This window comes from Streptosporangium subroseum (assembly GCF_900188345.1).
GTDB lineage: Bacteria > Actinomycetota > Actinomycetes > Streptosporangiales > Streptosporangiaceae > Streptosporangium > Streptosporangium subroseum.
Map to the genome: position 1 here is coordinate 401,731 of NZ_FZOD01000001.1, position 16,148 is coordinate 417,878.

The 16,148-nt window shown below is 69.6% G+C and carries 10 protein-coding genes and 1 pseudogene; 2 read left to right on the forward strand and 9 right to left on the reverse strand.

Going from position 1 to position 16,148, the window contains the following annotated elements; translation table 11 throughout:
* Positions 1–13 precede the first annotated feature (13 nt).
* Positions 14–2,350, forward strand: coding sequence for a beta-xylosidase/alpha-l-arabinosidase (locus CHC08_RS01840; protein WP_089205337.1), 2,337 nt, complete (start codon positions 14–16; stop codon positions 2,348–2,350).
* 142 nt (positions 2,351–2,492) lie between these two features.
* On the opposite strand, the gene CHC08_RS01845 is transcribed toward CHC08_RS01840, so the two are convergent.
* From CHC08_RS01845 to CHC08_RS01885, 9 genes and pseudogenes are all read right to left on the reverse strand, one after another.
* The gene (locus CHC08_RS01845) at positions 2,493–4,034 is read right to left on the reverse strand and encodes an aldehyde dehydrogenase (NADP(+)) (protein WP_089205338.1); all 1,542 of its coding nucleotides are present in this window, start codon (positions 4,032–4,034) and stop codon (positions 2,493–2,495) included.
* On the reverse strand, positions 4,031–4,927 hold the full coding sequence (locus CHC08_RS01850; protein WP_245878068.1) for a fumarylacetoacetate hydrolase family protein: 897 nt from the start codon (positions 4,925–4,927) through the stop codon (positions 4,031–4,033). Before CHC08_RS01850 ends, CHC08_RS01845 begins: the two co-directional genes overlap by 4 nt.
* A gap of 67 nt (positions 4,928–4,994) precedes the next feature.
* Complete coding sequence (locus tag CHC08_RS01855) at positions 4,995–6,722, reverse strand: IlvD/Edd family dehydratase (protein WP_089205413.1); 1,728 nt, start codon at positions 6,720–6,722, stop codon at positions 4,995–4,997.
* 8 nt (positions 6,723–6,730) lie between these two features.
* Entirely contained in the window at positions 6,731–7,516 is a 786-nt protein-coding gene (locus CHC08_RS01860; protein ID WP_089205339.1) for an SDR family NAD(P)-dependent oxidoreductase, read from the reverse strand.
* The gene (locus CHC08_RS01865) at positions 7,513–8,619 is read right to left on the reverse strand and encodes an alcohol dehydrogenase catalytic domain-containing protein (protein WP_179281836.1); all 1,107 of its coding nucleotides are present in this window, start codon (positions 8,617–8,619) and stop codon (positions 7,513–7,515) included. Before CHC08_RS01865 ends, CHC08_RS01860 begins: the two co-directional genes overlap by 4 nt.
* 565 nt (positions 8,620–9,184) lie before the next feature.
* Positions 9,185–10,345: an NAD-dependent formate dehydrogenase gene (locus CHC08_RS01870; RefSeq protein WP_089205340.1), complete on the reverse strand. Its 1,161-nt coding sequence runs from the start codon at positions 10,343–10,345 to the stop codon at positions 9,185–9,187.
* Between the two features lie 303 nt (positions 10,346–10,648).
* On the reverse strand, positions 10,649–12,202 hold the full coding sequence (locus CHC08_RS01875; protein ID WP_179281837.1) for an FAD/NAD(P)-binding protein: 1,554 nt from the start codon (positions 12,200–12,202) through the stop codon (positions 10,649–10,651).
* 258 nt (positions 12,203–12,460) lie between these two features.
* Positions 12,461–12,691 (reverse strand): annotated as a pseudogene (locus tag CHC08_RS01880) (aldo/keto reductase); the annotation flags it as partial.
* Between the two features lie 112 nt (positions 12,692–12,803).
* The gene (locus CHC08_RS01885) at positions 12,804–14,042 is read right to left on the reverse strand and encodes a glycosyltransferase 87 family protein (protein ID WP_089205342.1); all 1,239 of its coding nucleotides are present in this window, start codon (positions 14,040–14,042) and stop codon (positions 12,804–12,806) included.
* Positions 14,043–14,501: 459 nt separating this feature from the next.
* Here CHC08_RS01885 and CHC08_RS01890 point away from each other — a divergent pair, with 459 nt between their 5' ends.
* Positions 14,502–16,139 (forward strand): hypothetical protein, encoded by a 1,638-nt coding sequence (locus tag CHC08_RS01890; protein ID WP_089205343.1) that lies wholly within the window; start codon positions 14,502–14,504, stop codon positions 16,137–16,139.
* Positions 16,140–16,148: the final 9 nt, after the last annotated feature.

Consider the following 16,148-nt stretch of genomic DNA (forward strand, 5'->3'; position numbering starts at 1 on the left):
GAAGACCGTGGCTATGAGCACTGACACTCCGGCGGAGGCGTGGAGGGACGTCGGCGTCCCCGACGAGGACCGCGTCGAGGCCCTGATGGCCAGGATGAGCCTGGCCGAGAAGGTCGCGCAGCTCTACGGCGTCTGGGTGGGCATCGACGACGGCGACGGTGAGATGGCCCCGCACCAGCACGAGTTCACGTCGCTGCCGGTCGGGTGGGACGAGCTCGTCCGAAGCGGCATCGGTCAGCTGACCCGGCCGTTCGGCACCAAGCCCGTCGACGTCCTGACCGGGGCGACCACGCTCGCGGGCGCCCAGCGTTCGATCACCGCGGCGGGACGGTGGGGCGTTCCCGCGCTGGTGCACGAGGAGTGCCTGACCGGCCTCGCCGCCTGGAAGGCCACCGTCTACCCGTCACCGTTGTGCTGGGGCGCCAGCTTCGACCCGGACCTGGTCGAGCGGATGGGGGCGCAGATCGGCGCCACCATGCGGCGTCTCGGGATCCACCAGGGCCTCGCCCCCGTCGTGGACGTCGCCCGCGACCTGCGATGGGGTCGCGTCGAGGAGACCATCGGCGAGGACCCCGTCCTCGTCGGCACGATCGGCAGCGCGTACGTCCGCGGGGTGCAGTCCGCGGGTGTGATCGCCACCCTGAAGCATTTTGTGGGCTACTCGGCCTCCAAGGCGGGCCGGAACCTGGCCCCCGTGTCGGTGGGCCACCGTGAGATCGCCGACGTGCTGCTGCCTCCGTTCGAGATGGCGCTGCGGGCCGGGGCCGACTCGGTGATGAACTCCTACACCGACATCGACGGCGTTCCGGTCGCGGCCGACCCCACTCTGCTCACCGATCTGCTTCGCGACACCTACGGTTTCACCGGCACCGTCGTGGCCGACTACTTCTCCGTCGCCTTCCTCCAGACCCTCCACAACGTGGCCGAGTCCCCCGGCGACGCGGCCAGGCTGGCGCTGACGGCGGGAATCGACGTGGAACTGCCCACGGTCAACGCCTACGGCCCGCCGCTGATCGAGGCGATCGACCGCGGCGAGGTCGACGTCGCCCTCATCGACCGCGCGCTGCGTCGCGTGCTCCTGCAGAAGGTCCGGCTGGGCCTGCTCGACGAGGAGTGGACGCCCGAGCCCGCCGTCCTGGAGGAGACGGACGACGGCGTGCTGGACGGCGAGTCCCAGCGTGCCCTCGCGGGCGAGCTGGCCCGCCGTTCCGTCGTCCTGCTCCGCAACACCGGCTCGCTGCCGCTGGCGGCGGGCCTGCGCCTGGCCGTGGTCGGGCCCCGGGCCGACACCCCGCAGGCCATGATGGGCTGCTACTCGTTCCCGATGCACGTCGGCGTGCACCACCCCGACGTGCCCATGGGCATCGAGGTGCCGACCCTGGTCGAGGCGCTGCGCGCCGACCCCGCCGGCTACGACGTGCGCTACGAGCAGGGTGTGCCCGTCCTCGGCGGCGACGACGAGGGCATCGCCGCGGCCGTCGCCGCGGCGGCGGACGCCGACGTCTGCGTGGCCGTGCTCGGCGACCAGGCGGGCCTGTTCGGGCGCGGCACCTCCGGAGAGGGCTGCGACGCCGCGAGCCTGCGCCTGCCCGGGCGGCAGGAGGAACTGCTGGAGGCCGTGCTGGCCACCGGCGTCCCCGTCGTCCTGGTGCTTCTGGTCGGCCGGCCGTACGAGCTGGCCCGGCAGGCCGACCGCCTGGCGGCCGTCGTGTGCGGGTTCTTCCCCGGTGAGGAGGGCGCGCGGGCTCTGGCCGACGTGCTGTCCGGCCGGGCCGATCCGGCGGGACGGCTCCCGGTGAGCTTCCCCGGCGACGGCGGCAACCAGCCCTCCACCTACCTGGCCGCGCCGCTGAGCCGGCGCAGCGAGGTGAGCTCGGTGGACCCCACTCCGCTGTTCCCGTTCGGCCATGGACTGTCGTACACCCCGATCACGTGGAAGGACGTCGTCGCCGGCGCGGAGGCGACGTGGCCGACCGACGGCACCTTCGATGTGCGGGTGACGCTCCACAACGGCGCGGCCGGCCCGGTGTCGGACGTCGTGCAGGTCTACCTTCACGACCCGGTCGCCGAGGTCGCCCGCCCGGTGCAGTCGCTGCTGACGGCCCACCGGGTCGATCTGGAATCGGGTGAGACGCGCGAGGTCACGATCACGCTGCACGCCGACCAGACCTCCTACACCGGAGCGTCCGGACGGCGGCAGGTCGACCCGGGCGCGGTCGAGTTGCGGGTCGGCGCGTCGAGCGCGGACATCAGGGAGACCATCTCCGTCTCCATGACCGGGCCGCGGCGCCATGTCGGTTTCGACCGGGTCATGGAGGCGACCGTCGCCTCTGGCTCAGCCGAGGACTGACAGCGGTCCGCGGCGCCGGCCACGGATGGCGCCGGCGGATCACACCCACAAGACAGCGGACGGATCACACCACGGAACGGCGAGGGCGGCCCGGGAGATCCCGGGCCGCCCTCGCCGCGCGTTATTCGCTGTGGGACGCGCGTTATTCGCTGTGGGAGAGGACGCCGTCGACCCTGCGGACGAGCCCCGTGGAGGCGGCCGGGGCGTCGCGAAGCTCGTCCGGCAGCAGGTCCTGCGGAACGTTCTGCAGGCTGATCGGGCGCAGCCAGCGGCGGATCGCCGTGGTGCCGACGCTGGTGTGCAGCGCGCTGGTGGTCGCCGGGTACGGCCCGCCGTGGTGCATGCCCCACGCCACCGCCACACCGGTCGGGAAGCCGTTCCACACGACACGGCCGACCGTGCCGGACAGCTGCGCGAGAAGCCGGGCCGACAGGTCTCCGTCCGCCGCGTCCGCGTGGACCGTCCCGGTGAGAGCCGGGCCGAAGGTCTCGAGGAGCCGGAGGAGATGCTCCTCGGAGGTGTACTCGACGGTCACCAGGACCGGCCCGAAGCACTCTTCGAGCAGCGCGCCCGTCACGGCGCCGGCGTCCGCGTGCAGCAACAGCGGCGTGCCGGTCCAGCCGCCGCCCTCGCCGGTCTCCTTGCCGCCGGCGAGCGTCCGGACGCCGTCCATGCCGCGCAGGGTCTCCACGCCGCGGCGGTAGGCGTCGGCCGTCCGCTCGCTGAGCATGAAGCCGGTGGGCAGGGCGCCGACGTGCTCCGCCAGCGAGCGGCGGATCGCCTCGCCGTGCGCGCCGGTGGGAAGCAGTGCCATGCCCGGCTTCGTGCAGAACTGCCCGACACCGAGCGTGAAGGAGGCCGCGAGCCCCGCGGCGATCTCTTCGCCGCGCGACGCGGCGGCCTCGGGGCACACGACGAGCGTGTTGAGCGCGCCCAGCTCGCCGTAGAAGGGGATCGGCGACGGCCGGGACGACGCGACGTCGAACAGCGTGCGCCCGGCGCCGAGGGAGCCGGTGAACCCGACGGCCTGGACGGCCGGATGCCCGACCAGGCCGACGCCCGCCTCTCGTCCCCAGACCAGGTTGATCACATCCGGGGTGACCCCGGCCGCCCTGGCGCCCGCGACGAGCGCCTCGTGGCTGAGCACCGACGTCGCCGGGTGCGCCTCGTGCACCTTGGCGATGACCGGGCAGCCCGCGCTCAGGGCCGAGGCGGTGTCGCCGCCGGGTACGGAGAAGGCGAACGGGAAGTTGCTCGCCCCGAACACCGCGACAGGTCCGAGCGGGACCAGCATCCGGCGCAGGTCCGGGCGTGGTCCCATCGGGGTCTCCCCCGCGTGGTCGATGGTCGCCTCAAGATAGGCGCCGTCCTCCGCCACCTCGGCGAACACCTCGAGCTGGTAGCACGTCCTGGTCAGCTCGCCGTTGAGCCGCTGCTCGCCCAGGGCGGTCTCACGGTCGGCCACGGCGACCAGGTCGGCCCGGCGTTCCTCAAGCGAGCGCGCCATCGATCGGAGCAGCCGGGCGCGTCCCGCGCGCGCCAGCCCGGCGAGCTCCCGCGCGGCCACGGCCGCTCGCGCGCAGAGGTCGTCGAGATCGGCGGGTGACGTCTCGGCGCCGATCCGCTCGACGTCACGCCCCGTCCTCGGATCAACGCCGGCGAAACCGCGGATGTCCTCGGTCATGACCGATCCCCTTCGAACGACCTCTCGCCGGGCGCGGCCCCCCGCACGACCGTGTTGCGCAACACTCCGACGCCCCCGATGCCGATCTCGACCGTGTCGCCGTCCGCGAGCGTGAACGGCGCCGGCGGCACGAGGCACGTGCCGGTCGACAGGATGACCCCGTCCGGGTGGACGTCACCGCGCATCAGGTACGACACCAGCTCGTCGAGGCGCCGATGCAACCTCGCGGTGCTCGCCTCGCCGCTCCACTCCCGCCTGCCCTCCCTGTCGATCGTCATCTCGATCTTCAGGTCGTACGGGTCCTCGATCTCCCAGACCGGCCTGATCCAGGGGCCGAGGCCGCAGGCGCCGAAATAGATCTTGGCCTGGGGCAGGTAGAGGGGGTTCTCCCCTTCGATGCTGCGTGAGGACATGTCGTTGCACACCGTGTAGCCGACGATCTCCCCGAAGCGGTTCACCACCAGCGCCAGCTCGGGCTCCGGCACGTCCACCACCGAGTCGGCGCGGACTCCCAGGCTGCCGTCCGGGCCGACGACCCGCCAGGGGACCGACTTGAAGAACAGCTCCGGCCGCTCGGCGTCGTAGACCAGCTCGTAGACGGTCGCGGCGCGCTCGCTCTCCTCGACTCTCGCCTCACGCGACGTCTCGTACGTGACGCCCGCCGCCCACACCTCGGTCGTGCCGTCGATCGGCGCGAGAAGATCGACCTCCCCGAGGGGTACCCGGTCTCCGAGTGAGCCGCCGGCCAGCCGCTCCCGCAGCTCGGCGAGCGGCGACGCCCAGAGTCCGGCGAGTGACCGCACGCCCGCGAGCTCGGCGACGCCGTCGTCGTCGTCGTACAGGCCCACCCGCGGCTCCGCGGAATCTCGCATGCGGTATCTGACGATGTTCACGGTCACTCCTCAGTGCTGAATACCGATGTGTCAGCGGTGGAATTCGACTCGGCGCCGTCCGCGGGCGTCAGTGCGACTCGCGCGGAACCTCGCTTCCGCGGCTGCCCCGCAGGAACCCGAAGTCCACACCTTCTTCGGCCTGCAGGACGTGCTCGCGGTACAGCCACCGGTATCCGCCCGCCTCGTCCGTGGCGGGCGGGCTCCACTCGGCGCGCCGCCGGTCGAGCTCCTCGTCGTCCACGTGCAACGTCAACCGCCTGGCCGGCACGTCGAGCTCGATGCGGTCGCCGGTGCGGACCAGCGCCAGCGGGCCGCCGACGGCCGCCTCGGGCGAGACGTGCAGCACGACCGTACCGAATCCGGTGCCGCTCATCCGCCCGTCGCTGATGCGCACCATGTCGCCGACGCCCTCGCGCAGCAGCTTCGCGGGCAGCGGCACGTTGGCCACCTCGGGCATGCCCGGGTACCCCTTCGGCCCGGCGCCCCGGATGACCAGCACGTCGTCCGGGGTGACGTCGAGATCCTCGTCGTCGCACACCGCGTGGTAGGCCTCGGGCGAGTCGAACACCAGCGCCCTGCCCTCGTGGTGCATCAGGGACGGCGACGCGGCCGACTGCTTGATGACGGCGCCGTTCGGGCAGAGGTTGCCGCGCAGGATCGCGGTGCCGGTACCGGACGGCAGCAGCGGCTCGGCCATCGGGCGGATCACCTCGGTGTTCCAGCATTCCGCGTCCGCGACGTTCTCCCCGACGGCGCGGCCGGTGACCGTGACGGCTCCGGAGTGGAGCAGGCCCGCCTCGTCGAGCTGGCGCATGACGACCGGCAGGCCGCCCGCGTAGCAGAAGTCCTCCATCAGGAACCGGCCGGACGGCATGAGGTCGACGATGGTCGGCACGTCCCGCACAAGGGCGTCGAAGTCGTCGAGGTGCAGGTCGACGCCGAGCCGTCCCGCCAGCGCGGTCAGGTGGATGATCGCGTTGGTGGATCCGCCGATGGCGGCGTTGGTCCTGATCGCGTTCTCGAACGCCTCCCGGGTGAGGATCGCGCTCGGGCGCAGGTCCTGCTCGACCATGTCCACGATCCGCTTCCCGGCCTCCTGCGCGACCTCCATGCGGCGCATGTCGACGGCGGGCCAGGTCGCCGACCCGGGAAGCTGCATGCCGAGCGCCTCGGCCATGCAGGCCATCGTCGAGGCGGTGCCCATCGTCATGCAGTGCCCGTTCGAACGTGCCATGCAGCCCTCGGCGGCGTAGCCCTCCTCCACGGTCATCCGTCCGGCCTTGATCTCGGCCTCGAACTTCCACACGTGGGTGCCCGAACCGACGTCGCGGCCCTGGAACTTGCCGTTGAGCATCGGCCCGCCGGTCACCATCACGGCCGGGAGGTCGACGCTGGCCGCGCCCATGAGCAGCCCCGGCGTGGTCTTGTCGCAACCGGACAGCAGGACCACGCCGTCCAGCGGGTTGGCCCGGATGAGTTCCTCGGCCGCCATGGCGAGCATGTTGCGGTACAACATCGCCGTCGGGCGCATCAGCGTCTCGCCGGTGGCCGGGACGGGGAACACCAGCGGGAACCCGCCGGCCTGCCAGACGCCGCGCTTGACCGCGTCCGCCACCCGGTCCAGATGCGAGTTGCACGGCGCGAGCTCCGACCAGGTGCTCGCGATGCCGATGACGGGACGGCCGTCGAAGACCTCCGGCCCGAACCCCTGGTTACGCATCCAGGACCGGTACAGCATGCCGGAACGCCCCTCGGCGGCGAACCAGTGCGCGCTGCGCCGTTTGGGCCCTGTCATGTCGTCGTTCACATCCATCCCCCGTCGACGATCCACTTCTGGCCGGTGCACATGGCGCTGTCGTCGGCCGCCAGCCACAACACCATCCGCGCGACGTCGGCCGGCGTGATGTTGTCCTTCAGCGACTGGACCTGGTCGAGTTTCGCCAGCGTCTCGGGGGTGACGAACTGCGCGAGCTGCCGCTCGGTGAAAATCCAGCCCGGTATGAGGCAGTTGACACGGATCCGATCCGGGCCGAGCTCGCGGGCCAGCGTACGGGTGAGGCCCTCGATGCCGGCTTTGGCCGTCACGTAAGCGGGCAGCCCGACGAAGTCGGTGTGCGCGCTGACCGAGCCCAGGTTGATGATCGAACCTCCGCCGAGCGCGCGCATGCCGGGCACCACCGTCTGGGTCGCGAAGAAGTGGTGCTTCAGGTTCACCGCGATCGCGTTGTCCCAGTAGGCCTCGTCCACCGCCTGCGAGTCGTGGCGCTCGTCGTTGGCGGCGTTGTTCACGAGGATCGAGATGGGCCCGAGCCCGTCCGTCACCTCCGCGATCGCCGTCCGCAACCGGGCGATGTCGCGGACGTCGGCCTCGACGAACAGCGGCTTCGGGCAGTCCGTACGGCTGAGCCGGTCGAGCAGCCGCTCCGCGCCCGCGACGTCGATGTCGGCGAAGCCGACCCGGACGCCCTGGGCGGCCATCGCGGAGACGAACTCCGAGCCCAGACCGGTCGCGCCGCCGCTGACGAAGGCGACCCGGTCGCGCAGGCTCGGATAGACGGCGTAGCGACGCTCGTCCTGTGTGACGGTCACTGCGACTCCCAGGGCAGGACGATGCCCCGGCCGACCGAACCGTGGGTCAGGTCGGCGAAGGCCTCGTTGATGTGATCCAGCGGATACCGCCGGCCGATGAGCGCGTCCAGCGGCAGGCGTCCGGCGAGATAGAGGTCGAACAGCCTGGGCAGGTCGATGAGCGGGTTGGCCGAGCCGTACAGGCTGCCGACCACTCGCTTCTCTCGCTGCACGAGCATGTTGAGGGGCACGTCGAACGTCGTGCCGACCGCGCCGAGGCCGACCGCCACGAGCGTTCCGCCCGGGCGGAGCACGTCGATCGCCGTCTCCAGCGTGGCGGGGCGGCCGATCGCCTCGATCGCCCACTCCATGCCGCCGGGGCGGATCTCCCGGAGGGCCTCGGCGACGTCTTCCCTGGACGCGTCGACGGTGTGCGTGGCGCCCAGTTTCATCGCCATCTCCAGGCGCTCGGGCACGACGTCGACGACGACGATCGGATTCGCGCCTTCGAGGACCGCTCCAAGGACGCTCGACAGCCCGACGCCGCCCGCACCGAAGATCACGATGCCGTCGCCCGCGCACCTGCCCACGACGTTCAGCACGGCGCCGACGCCGGTGACGACGGCGCATCCCGCGATCGCGGCGATCTCGGCCGGCACCTCCGCCGGTACGGGCACCAGGGCGCGCTCGGAGACGACGCAGTATTCGGCGAAGCAGGAGACGCCGAGCAGGTGATGGACCCGTTCCCCGCCGGAGTGCAGGCGCGTGGTCCCGTCGAGAAGGCCGCCCGAGCTCGCCTGTATGCCGGCCGCCTCGCACAGAGCGGGCCGTCCGACGAGGCAGTAGCGGCACTGCCCGCATCGGGGCCGCCACATCAGGCCGACGCGGTCCCCGGGCGAGAACCGGGTGACGCCCGGCCCGACGGCCTCGACCACACCGGCGCCCTCGTGCCCGGGGACGACCGGCAGCGGGCACCGCAGGTCCCCGGTGAGATAGTGCTGGTCGCTGTGGCAGACGCCCGCCGCCTCGACCCGGACGAGGACCTCTTCCGCGTGTGGCTCGTCGAGCTCTACATCGCTGACGACAAGGGGTGTACCGAAACGTTTCAGCAGCGCGGCTCTCATCCGACCCATCCGTCCCCGACCGCCGTCGCCGCAGCCGCTGGACCAGGCACTCCGCCCTCGCCGGCGGCCTTCGCTCAGGCCATGAACTCGATCGCTGCCACGCTAGGTGTTACGAACAGATGTCGTCAATAGTTTCAGAAACATTCGACGAATACGATGATCAAACCGGTAAATCCGAGCAACCATCCCGCTCTCAAAACGCCCGCGACAAGGGGCGCAATCATGGCTTTCATGGCCTCTAACGTGCGACTATACCCCCTTCAACCATGGCTGAAAGTTTCGAAAACTGACTAGAAAACGATCGTAAAACGTCAACCGGCCTGGTGCCGACCTGCGAGGGCCGCTGCACGATGGGCCCTCACCGAGCACGCGTCGGCCCTCGTGCCGGCTGCGACGTCTTGTCACCACTTTGGCCTGGCGGACGGCTTCTGCTGCTTCTTGCTTGGTGACCACGATTTCTCCGTTGTTGGTGACGGTCGCCGGGCGCATGTTCATCCGCGGGAAGGCCGGGTGGTCATCCCCGTACGGTCCCGGCCCGCGGGCCGGGACCGTACGGGGCCGGTTGTCAGGTCCGGGTGGAGTAGGAGTGGGCGCCCGTGCCGGCGAGGCCGCCGCCCTGCACGATCAGGTACTCCTCGCGGATCGACTCGCCGTCCAGCCAGTTCTCCAGGATCTCCCGGGTCCCGGCCGCGTAGCGGGCCTGGGCCGACAGGGACGAACCGGAGATGTGCGGGGTCATCCCGTGATGCGGCATGGTTCGCCAGGGGTGGTCGGCGGGGGCGGGCTGGGGGTACCAGACGTCGCCCGCGTAGCCGGCCAGCTGGCCGCTCTCCAGGGCCCGGACGATCGAGTCGCGGTCAGCGATCTTCGCCCGGGCCGTGTTGATCAGATACGCGCCGCGCTTCATCGTGGAGATGAGCTTGTCGTCGAACAGGCCCTCGGTCTCGGGGTGCAGCGGGGCGTTGACGGTGACCACGTCGCAGTGCGGGACCATGTCCTGCGTGCCGGCGTGCCAGGTGAGGTTCAGCTCCTCTTCGACCTCGCGGGGCAGCCTGTGCCGGTCGGTGTAGTGCAGGTGCACGTCGAACGGCTTCAGGCGGCGCAGTACGGCCAGGCCGATCCGCCCCGCGGCGACGGTGCCGACGTGCATGCCCTCGACGTCGTAGGAGCGGCTCACGCAGTCGGCGATGTTCCATCCTCCGTCGAGCACCACCTGGTAGGACGGGAGGTAGTTGCGGACCTGCGACAGGATCATCATGACGACGTGCTCGGCGACGCTGATGCTGTTGCAGTAGGTGACCTCGGCGACGGTGACGCCGTGCTCGATGGCCGCGTCGAGGTCCACGTGGTCGGAGCCGATGCCCGCGGTGATCGCGAGCTTCAGCTTCGGCGCCCTCGCGATGCGCTCGGCCGTCAGGTAGGCGGGCCAGAAGGGCTGGGAGATGACCACGTCGGCGTCGGCGAGTTCACGGTCGAACTCCGAGTCTTCGGTGTCCTTGTCGGACGTCACGACGAGGGTGTGGCCGCGCTCCTCGAGGAAGCGCCGCAGGCCCAGCTCGCCGGAGACGCTGCCGAGCAGGTGGCCGGGGGTGAAGTCGACGCCCTTGGGAGTCGGCAGGGTCTGCCCGCCCGGGTAACCGTCCAGCGCCGGGAGGTCGTCGCGCGCATAGGTCTTGGGGTATCCGTCGACCGGGTCGTCATACAGCACACACAGAACCTTGGCCATGACCGTTGCTCCTTGTCGGTGGGGGTGATCCCACTCTCCGCCGACGAAGATCCCCAGGTCAAAGCGTTTGCTTCTATCCGCCGATAGGGAGCGTCTATATGCAACGGCGTCACTCTGCAGACGCGCATCGGCACAGATCCGAATCTCCACGATCCGGCTGATGCATCCGCCTCCTGCCCCCGCTCAGGGACGCCCGACGATGAGTCGAGGCATCCCACCGGGCGGCGCTGCCACTGGATTCTCGAAATTCACCTCGTCGACCGAGCACGTGACTTCAGTGGTTTCCACGAGGAGTTCCCGGCCCTAGGCTGACCGCGCCTGCCGTACCGGTCGTGCGGTCAGTGGCGGCTCGTCGTGCTCCGGGGAGCCGGGCTCGGGATGAGACCGGCCGGGTCGGACGGTGATCGCCTCGATGAGGCGTGGCGCGAGGGCCGCCGCCTGGGCGCGGATCTCCGGGATCGCCGTCGTCTCATACAGGCTCCCACGCAGCATCGGCCCCAACGTGAAAACGCGGCCGTCGGAGCGCCCCGCCGCATCCAGGACCGCGCCGCCCGAACCGGCGTCCAGGCCGAGCCGCAGCCGATCCGGCCGGACCGTGCCGCCCGCGATCAGCGAGGCGAGGAACGGGTCACCGGCGATGTCGGACCCGGGCCCGGTGGCGTTGACCAGCCAGCCGACCTCCAACTCCCGAACCGCGCCGTCGACCTCCACCCGCGCGCACAACCCCTCGGGCACGCCCGTGGCCCGGAGCATCCGGCCGCGCAGCACCCGAAGACGGCCGGTGGCCCGCAGATCGGCGATCCGGGCTGCCGTGACCGGCGGAATCCGGTGCCGGTGCACCTCCCAGTAGCGGGCGGCCCCACCCAGAAACCGCCGCTGCTCCTCGGGGGTGAGCCGCGCCCACAACTGCTGGGCCTGCGGGCGCAGGCCGTCCACCACACCGTGCCAGTCGCCCGCGTTGTCCCTCACCGCCAGGCGCACCGCACGCAGCAGAGCGGCCACTCCCAACGGCCCGTCCGGGATCGGCACCGGCACCGCGGGCGGCGCGGGATGCGGGTGCGTCCGGGGCAGCAGAGCGTGCCGCGACAGCGCGTACACCACCGCTTTCGGATGGGCCCGGGTCACGGTGACCGCCACGTCCACCATGGTCAGCCCGGTGCCCAGCACCAGCACCGGCGCGCCGTCGCAGATCCGGGCCAGAGCGTCTCGCGCCCACGGATCGGCAACATAACGGGGATTCGCGGCGTCCACGATGTGTGGCCAGGCGGCCGGGGGGCGATTGCCCAGGGCCAGAACGGCGGCATCGGCCTCGATGCGCCCGCCGTCCGACAACTGGACCCGCACGCCCCGATCACCGGTCCGCGCGCCCGCTGTACCGGTCGGCGCGCCCGCCGTACCGGTCAGAGCACTCGCCGTACCGGTCAGGGCGCCCGCCGTACCGGTCAGGGCGCCCGCCGTACCGGTCAAGGCGCTCACCGTCCCGGTCACCCTGCGCACCACCCGGAACGGTCGCTGTTCGGCGGCCGACAGCACCTCGCGCAGGTAGCGCCCGTACACCTGCCGCGGCAGATAGTCCGGGCCGTCGATGTCCAGCCCGTCGCGGCGGGCCCACCGCAGCAGATGACCCGGATCGCCCTCGATCGCGCTCATCTTGCTGACGCAGGCGTTGAGGAGGTGATGCGGATCGGTGGTCGAGTACGCCTGCCCCAGCGCGTGCCGTCCGTACTGGTCGATCAGCACGACCTCCAGGGGCATGGCCAGCGCCCGCGCCCGGCGAAGGAGATGCACCGCGGCCAGAGTGCCGCTCGCGCCGCCGCCCACGACGGCGACCGATGGAGAACCTGCTACGCGATCCATAATACCCCACTCTACCTGTAGGATATACAGGATAATATGCGTTGGATAGCTCCGCCTGAACGTGAGCACCGATATCCGTGGCGCCCACATGAACCTACGGCGACAGCCGGAATCACCGGGCACCGCCCCCCGTCGCAGGCGATTCCCGAGAACGCCCACAATCGGCCCGATCGCTCCGGACGGCCTCAGCGCCCTGCATGTGGCTCCGTCAGGGTACAACCAGGAAGAAGGGAAGGCCTGTTACCTGATGGCCGCCTTCAGCTCGCCGACCTGATCTTCGAGGGGCACTTCGGGGTCGACGCGGTGCAGCTGGAACAGCGCGATCCGGTCGACTCCGAGGGTGCGCGGGCTCGTTTCGCGCTGCCGGCGCAGGTAGGCCGGCCTGCCGAGAGATGTCCACTGGTCGGGGCCCTGCCGGGTGAACCCTGCATTGGCGCCGATGACGATGTGCTCGTCGTATGGGTAGAGGGTGCGGCGCAGCAGCGGTTCGGCGGTCAAGCCACCGCTATCGGGATACCTCATGCACTTCAGGTAGTTTCGCGACGAGCGGCCGCCACCTCACGCCGAGGTCAGGCCATACAACCCTGACCGTTGAAGGTCTCTAGGCGTCGCCCAACCCGTGCCTTCTCTGCCGCCAATCGATCCGGCCAAAATAAACCGCAAGCGCCAGCAATGCCAAAAATCCGCTGAGCACATAACTACCCGTCAGCGACATCAGCCACATTCCGGCGTGGGATGGATATATCAGAAGTGTCGCCAGGGCGATATATCCAGGCAGAAAAAAGATGAACCACAGGACCCCCACGCCCACCTTCTCAAGCGTAACGTCTACGCGCTGAGCGCGCTGTGCCCAGAGCACCAAGAGCGGTATGCACCAGACCCAATGGTGCGGCCAGGAAACGGGTGAGACAAGCAGTCCCACGATGGCGCAGGCGGTGATTCCGGCGAGCTCGCCAGCCTTCTTCGCGGTCCATGCGGCGACCAAAAGTCCACCCGTGCCGACTACCGCGCACAGGGCGAGCCAGAGAGGCACGGCGGGCCAAGAGCCGGTCATGAGCATAAGCATGCCGCGAAGCGATTGATTGAAAAAATCCGCGTCCTGCCCGGCGACCACCCGTTGCGTGTCGAAAAATGCACCACCCCAGTAATCACGTGAATCGGCCGGCAGCAGCAGAAATCCGAGGATTACCGTGCCGAGAAAACCAAGGCCGGCCATCAGGGCGGCCCGGAAACGACGCGTGACGAGAAGATAGGGGATGAATATCAGTGGGGTGAGTTTGATACCGGCGACAATGCCCGTTCCTATTCCGCGCCACTTTTTTTTGCCGTGCGTCAGATCGACAATGATCGCCAATAGCAGAATAATACCTATTTGCCCATTCCACAGCGTTAGCGTTACCGGGTACAAGGGAAGTATCGCGATAACAACCAACAATGTGTGAGTTGTTCGGCGACTACGGCTCTTCACTGCAGTACGGCCGATGAGAATCCATATTACCGCCTCAAGGGCGAGTATGGAGATCAGCACCCAGAGGGCGACGGAAACCTCCATTCCAACCAAGGCGAGAGGCGTGAACAGCATTGCTGCGAACGGTGAGTAGGTGAACTTCAGCCGATTTTCACCTACGATCAAATCGTAGACAGAGGTACGCTGCAGTACCGCCGCTCCGCCTTCCCGGTAAACCTCCAGATCAATCCAGCCCCTCGCATAGACCGCGTTGAAGATGAAGGCTGCCAGCGCGCCACTCAACGCGATCAATACTCCGCATGCCATTTGGAAAGAGCCGCCGTCTCTCTTGCCCAAACGAATTCGCGGACCGGCTGACACTGAAGAAGGCATGGCAACTCCCGACCTGGCTGCGGTGCACGCTAGCCACGCCGTCTTGTCCAAAGCTTGTCGTGTCCTGCTTGTGCCGACCGTTTGCCGGTCAGGGCCCCGGTGCGATCAGGTAGGAGTGTCTCCCTCCCGGTGGCAGGCGGGGATGTCGGCCAGGCGCCGGTCATGGTCCAGAAGCGGCCGGTCCGACGGGTTCACCCGCCGGGATCAATTACCAAGTCAACGCTCCGAGACGAGCCACTAGGCGCGAAGACCGCTGGGCAGCGGTCACGCCAGATCGAGCAGTTGCTCGCAGAAGCCGCTGCGCGCCCCCGGCAGCTTGGAGAAATTCTTGGTTTATCACCCTGTGAACAACTCGCGCACAAGTGCCGCCAGATGGGCGCTACGATCAGCCCTTTCGCGCAAAAAGGGCGGCATGCAGTGCAGAGATACCGTCTGGGGCGGTTAGCGGTAATCGTCAACATGACGGCCGTGGTGGTCGCGGTCGTCATCAGTCTGGCCCGAGATTCCCTTGATCCGGCCTGGACCGTGGTCCAGTGGTACCCGCCCTCCCGCTTCGCCGACGAGACCTCGCTGCTCGCGGTGCTGGGTGGGTTGCTTCTGGTCGGCGCGGTCAATTCGTGGATGTTCTGGCAGGTGCTCCGAGGGCCGGCCGACGCTGCGCCGTTGCCGCGACGCGCGCTGTGGCTGCGTCGACTGCTCTACGTCTACGTCGGCTGGCTGTTGATCCCGGTGCCGCTCCCCGACGAGGTGGCGACCGCGTTCGACGTGGTGCTGTGGGTGCCCATCGTCATCCTCCTCGCGCAGACGCTGACGCGCTCGGGACCGGCCTTCCGCCTGATCCTGGTCACCACCGCTCTGCTGAGCACGGTGCTTCCATGGGTGCTCGAAGCCGCGCCCCCGGCCAGCTACGCCGACTGGGGCGTACCCGTGCTTTCCGCGGTGAACCTGGCACTCGCGGCGGCGGGGCTGGCCTGGTTTCTGATGATCCTCATCGCCCAGCGACGCGACGGCCGCTGGAGGAGGACCACGATGGTCCTGGGGGCGTGCCAGCTGGCGGTCATCCCCGTCCCCATCGTCCTGAACCGGCTCGTCGACTTTCCGGAGAGCGTGGTCCTGTCCGACCTCCTGGATGTGCTGGCCGTCTTCCAGCTGGTCTGGCTCGCCCGGACGGCCCACGAGCTCAACCGCCCCGGCACCGCACCGGATCCCGAGCCCCTGCGCTCGCCCCGATGGCTCCTCGCGCCGATGGTCCTGGCTCCGCTGGCGGTCGTCGCCCCCGAGGTCAAGCCCCACATGACCTACACCTGGCTCGACGCCGACTGTTCGTCGATCCCCCTGTTCGCCGATACCCCTCCGCAGGATCGCCGGCGCGTTTACCTGTGCCTGGCCGGAGACGGGCGGCTCTACGAAAAAATACGGTTCTGGAGCGCAGGCGGGCGCCCGGTCGCGGACCAGCAGCTCCTGGGCAAGGGCTGGAAGAGCTGCGCGACAGGCGACCGCAAGGTGAGAGCCGAGGCGCTGGTCTACCTGTGCCCGGAAGTCGTCGCACGTGACCAGCCCGACCTCCTGCTCACGGCGGCTCAGCTCAAGCAGCGGGAGGCCAAGGAGCGAGCCCTGCGGCGGCAGGAGGTGGCCGACGAGGCCGCTCAGTACGTGAGCGGCTGCCTCGATCCCTGGCCCGCGCTGCGGACCTCCCGCCAGGTCACAGCCGTCCACCTGCCCACCAATTGGGACGGCTACCACATCTTCGACGGGCGCGCGGCGAGCCTGGAGACGCTCGATGCCGAGAACATCGAATCCGACAGCCCGCTTGTGGCCCACGGGGGCGCCGCCCGGGTCGGCACGACGCTGGAGTACGGCGTCGCCTGCGTCACCGTGAAGGTCCTGCGTACGGCCCCGCCGATCCGGCGCAAGGGCTGGGACGACGTGGTCGACGCGGATCTGGTTCTCGGCTCGGGACGGGTGCACCTGAGGGGCAGGGGCATCAAGGTCGCGGTCGCCCTTCCGAAGGCGGGGAAATACCGGGTTCGCCTGCACACCCGAACGTTGGACGAGAGCGTGGGAGAAGACCTTGTGGTGGTGTTTCCCGCTTCCTAGTGCTGCGTT

Coding starts and splice junctions, on each gene's coding strand:
- CHC08_RS01840 (WP_089205337.1), top strand. CDS start 14: ATGAGCACTGACACTCCGGCGGAGGCGTGGAGGGACGTCGGCGTCCCC.
- CHC08_RS01845 (WP_089205338.1), bottom strand. CDS start 4,034: ATGACCGAGGACATCCGCGGTTTCGCCGGCGTTGATCCGAGGACGGGG.
- CHC08_RS01855 (WP_089205413.1), bottom strand. CDS start 6,722: ATGACAGGGCCCAAACGGCGCAGCGCGCACTGGTTCGCCGCCGAGGGG.
- CHC08_RS01865 (WP_179281836.1), bottom strand. CDS start 8,619: ATGAGAGCCGCGCTGCTGAAACGTTTCGGTACACCCCTTGTCGTCAGC.
- CHC08_RS01870 (WP_089205340.1), bottom strand. CDS start 10,345: ATGGCCAAGGTTCTGTGTGTGCTGTATGACGACCCGGTCGACGGATAC.
- CHC08_RS01875 (WP_179281837.1), bottom strand. CDS start 12,202: ATGGATCGCGTAGCAGGTTCTCCATCGGTCGCCGTCGTGGGCGGCGGC.
- CHC08_RS01885 (WP_089205342.1), bottom strand. CDS start 14,042: ATGCCTTCTTCAGTGTCAGCCGGTCCGCGAATTCGTTTGGGCAAGAGA.
- CHC08_RS01890 (WP_089205343.1), top strand. CDS start 14,502: ATGACGGCCGTGGTGGTCGCGGTCGTCATCAGTCTGGCCCGAGATTCC.